At 68.9% G+C, this 3,472-nt stretch carries 4 protein-coding genes; 2 read left to right on the top strand and 2 right to left on the bottom strand.

What is annotated here, in order from left to right:
- Positions 1-123: 123 nt before the first annotated feature.
- Positions 124-258 carry a hypothetical protein gene (locus B1759_RS20390; protein ID WP_255380582.1) on the bottom strand — a complete coding sequence of 45 codons (135 nt, stop codon included), beginning with the start codon at positions 256-258 and terminating at the stop codon, positions 124-126.
- 142 nt (positions 259-400) lie between these two features.
- On the opposite strand from B1759_RS20390, the gene B1759_RS17660 reads away from it, so the two are divergent.
- The gene (locus tag B1759_RS17660; RefSeq protein WP_095516412.1) at positions 401-613 is read left to right on the top strand and encodes a hypothetical protein; all 213 of its coding nucleotides are present in this window, start codon (positions 401-403) and stop codon (positions 611-613) included.
- An 826-nt stretch (positions 614-1,439) separates the two neighbouring features.
- Here the strand turns inward: B1759_RS17660 and B1759_RS17655 are convergent.
- Positions 1,440-2,345, bottom strand: coding sequence for a hypothetical protein (locus B1759_RS17655; RefSeq protein ID WP_143537473.1), 906 nt, complete (start codon positions 2,343-2,345; stop codon positions 1,440-1,442).
- A 960-nt stretch (positions 2,346-3,305) separates the two neighbouring features.
- Between B1759_RS17655 and B1759_RS20385 the strand changes: the two genes are divergently transcribed.
- Positions 3,306-3,434 carry a hypothetical protein gene (locus B1759_RS20385; protein WP_255380581.1) on the top strand — a complete coding sequence of 43 codons (129 nt, stop codon included), beginning with the start codon at positions 3,306-3,308 and terminating at the stop codon, positions 3,432-3,434.
- Positions 3,435-3,472 lie beyond the last annotated feature (38 nt).

Below are 3,472 nucleotides of genomic sequence, written 5' to 3'. Positions count from 1 at the left end.
CCCCCCTCCCCCCTCCTCCAGGTCCACCCGATGCCCGGAACGCTTCCAGACGCCTCTCCAGCGGCCCCTAAGCGCCGCCGCCGGGTCCGTTCGGCATGGACCCCAAGGCGGCTTACGATCGCATTAAGCACGGTCGGCCGGGAGCTTGAACGGCACGCGCTGGAGGCCGACTCCCTGGCCGACGCTGCCCGGGCCGGTCACGCGCTCGCCGCCGTCTCCGGTGCCATTGTTCGTCTCCTCAGTTTGGAGCGCGAACACCTCGACCGCCGGGAGGCCGACGCCCTGGCCGCCGGGCTCCTTCGTGCTGTTCTGGAGGAAGGCCGTCGTGCCGGTTTGCCTCGCAACGCATTCGAAGCCCTAGCCGACAGGCTGGCCGCTCTTGCCTCTGCCCCTCAGGCCCATGCGTGACCTCGGCACCGTCCTCCAGGTCCATCCTGCCGACCGCCCCCGCCTGGAGTCGATCCGGGAGCTTGGGGCGCAGCACGCCGAAGACCTCCAGCGTCCCGAGGTGCTGGAGGAGATCCTGGCCGCTCGGGCCGCTGGCCTCGGCGGGCTGGCCGTCGGCGCTGCATTGATCTCCGGAGCCCTTCGCGGCCTCGCCTCGACGGGCTGACCTCGCCTCCACCCGAACCCCGATCCGATGAAGCGCCGTCGCCCCGTCCTGCCCCGCCCGAAGCCCGGGACGATCCAACTACCGCGCCTCGACGGTCGCCCCGGATTCGAGGCCGTTCCTGTCGCCGGAGGAGAGGCCGCTGCCCGACTGGCCGCCCTCCAGCACCTTCTCCCGGATGCCGAGCCGACGCCGGACTCAGCGGGACGAGACGACGGGTAGGAGATCAGGCCGGAGACGTACGACGAGAGTTCGGCGCTCACCCGCAGGGGGTGTGGAACGGCCGACCCGTACTGATTTCTTTGACATCGGGATCGGCTCTGCTATCGTCTAGGAGCCTGTTTCCGGTGCCGTCGTGGACAAACCGAGGACGGGCGTCATAATGCTGAAGGGCAGGAGCAAGGGAGTCCGCTACCCGCGGCACACCCCTTGCGTGCCTGCGCCCATGTTCTACCAGGTCACTCTCGAACCCCTCTGGCAGAGCAGCACAGAACAGAGCACGCCCGACGCTGCAACGTCGGGCGTGCGGGGGGCGAGATCACTTCGTCACGGTAGACACAGTGGAAATCACCACGCTGATAAGCGCTGGCAGTTTCCTCATCAACCTGTTCCGACTCTTGAGAGAGATGGGGAGCGGGTCGAAGAGGGACTAAGCCTCGCGTGGTGCAAACGATACGGCCGTTGCACCTGAAACCCGACACGGTGGCTGGAAACGTCCATTTTCAGCCGCTAAGGGCACGAAAGTAGGGGGGACCTGGGGAATCTCAACTCCCGTGCCAAGGCCGATGAAGACCCTGGAGGCGCGGCGACACCCCATCGTCGCGCCTCCTTACTGAGCACCGAGCCTGTCCACGCCGACGGGCTCCGGCGGAACGTGCCGAGCCCACGCCGGGCCCCGGTCCCGGTGCCTCCGAGCCGTCTCCCTGGCCGCCGACTCCACCAGCGCCCGCGCTGCCTCCAGGTCGCCGACGTGGACGAGGTGCCGGAGCTTGCCGACCGCCCCCAACGTCCGCGTCAACGTCCTCCAGGTTGTGAGCGGGATCCGAAAGACCTCGACGCCTCCGGTCACTGTCTTCGCGTCCGCCCGGTCGCGCTCCTCCGCCGCCTCCAGGTTCTCCTCCTCCTCCGTCCCGGCCTCCAGGTCCGGCTCCTCTGTCCCGACGCCGTAGCGCTTCACCAGGGCCGCCGGGAGGTGCCTCCAGCGCCGCCCCGCCGCCGCCGCCTCCAGGTCCCTCCAGCGGTTCAGGTCGTCCATGTCGCCGGTCTCCACAAACCGCTGGAGGAGCCGTCCCGGGGTGAGACCCTTCCCCGTCTTCACGTCGCCTCGGGTGCTCTCGGCTGCCACCCGGTCCGCCGCGCCGTCGGCCTTCGTCAGGTAACCGGGCAGGGCCTCCGGGGCCCGGACTTCCTGGAGGCCGTTGAACGCCTCCAGCGACCGAAAGCCCCGCGCCTCTAGGGCGTCCCGATGCCGCCCATATAGCCGTTTTTGCAACGCCTCCAGCGCTTCCGAGGTGAGCGGCCCGGACGTGAAAAGCACCAGGTGGACGTGGACGTGCCACCCGTTCCGGCCGTGGACCTCCTCCCGGTGCCAGGCCACGCCCTGCACTCCGAAGTCCCGTCGATCCTTCGCCCATCGGCTCCCGCCGGTTCCTCCAATAGCGGCTGACCGGCCAGAGTCTAGAGCGTCCATCAAGTCCTCCACCCGGTCCCGGGGGCCGTGCGAGAGCGTCAGCACGCCAACGTAGAGCGAGCCGCCCGCCTCCAGGTGCGCCTCCACCAGAGCCCGCAGCCGGACGCGCTCCGCTTCTCGAATCGTCGGACCGCAGACCGGGCAGGTGGAGTGGCCGCACGTCTGAAGGCCGCTGAAGTACGTGCCCCGGGCCGACCGGTGGACGCCGACTGAGCCCACAGACGAGGCCGCCGGGGCCCGCCGACAGTTCCGCTGACGGGGACGGCTGGATTCCCTCCACAGAACTTCAAGCTGCGTCTGCCTCGACTCCCGGACCGTTGCCAGGTCGAACTCTGGGGGGGAGTCTTCAGAGCGGCCCTCAGAGCCCGCACGGGGCGAACCGGTAGCGTTATCCGCAGGAGGGACAAGCTCCGGCGGGGCGGTTCTGGAGGACGTGCTGGAGGACCTGGAGTGCGTCCTGGGGGGCCGGTCTCCCTCTCCACCAGAGGGGACTCCCGTTCGGGTTGGGAACGGGCGGTCGGGTGTCTTACGTTCGGTGTGCATCTGCCTGCCGTTCACGTCGGCGGTCGGATGAAGCCCGGCGCCGTTGGTAGCGGCAAAGGGCAGGAAGTCCTCACCAGGTCTCCCGGCCTCGCGTCTGCCTGACGCGGGGCCGCTTCCTTTTCAGGCAGAGACCGTGGAGGCGTTCGCGGGAGAACGTAGCGGGAGGAGGTGGCTCCCCGCAAAGGTTGTGGACAACTCCGGCCGAGTGCCCCTCGACCCTACCGGGTCCGACGTGCCGACGTGCCCCCGCTGGAGTCCTGGCACGCTGCCCGGGCAGTCTCCTCTCCCGCCCCATCGTCGGCGGTCAGCCTATCGGGAAGGGAGCCGACCGGGAGCCCTAGAGAAATCACGAGGGCTATGACTGTGCGCCGGGTCTAAAAAACGACACGTTGTATGTATAGACTATCCGCATGGGTTTTTTACATCTCTTCCGTACCTTCTGATACTTACTCCGCTGTCACAATGACCGCCCTTCAACTCGTCCGTGGGAGCCTTGGTCGCAAGTACTCAAGAGGCGCCGCTGGCCTCCAGGCCCGCCGCACGCTGGCCGGAACCCTGGCCGCCGAGCGGGACCGCCTCCAGGCCGCGTAGCTGCCCCGGAGACGCCCCCCCCCCCCCCCCCCCCCCCC

Origin of the sequence: Rubrivirga sp. SAORIC476, assembly GCF_002283555.1 — a bacterium.
In the GTDB taxonomy this organism is placed as follows: domain Bacteria; phylum Bacteroidota; class Rhodothermia; order Rhodothermales; family Rubricoccaceae; genus Rubrivirga.
The sequence above is the reverse complement of the archived record's forward strand: the minus strand, read 5'-3'. Positions and strand labels throughout refer to the sequence as shown.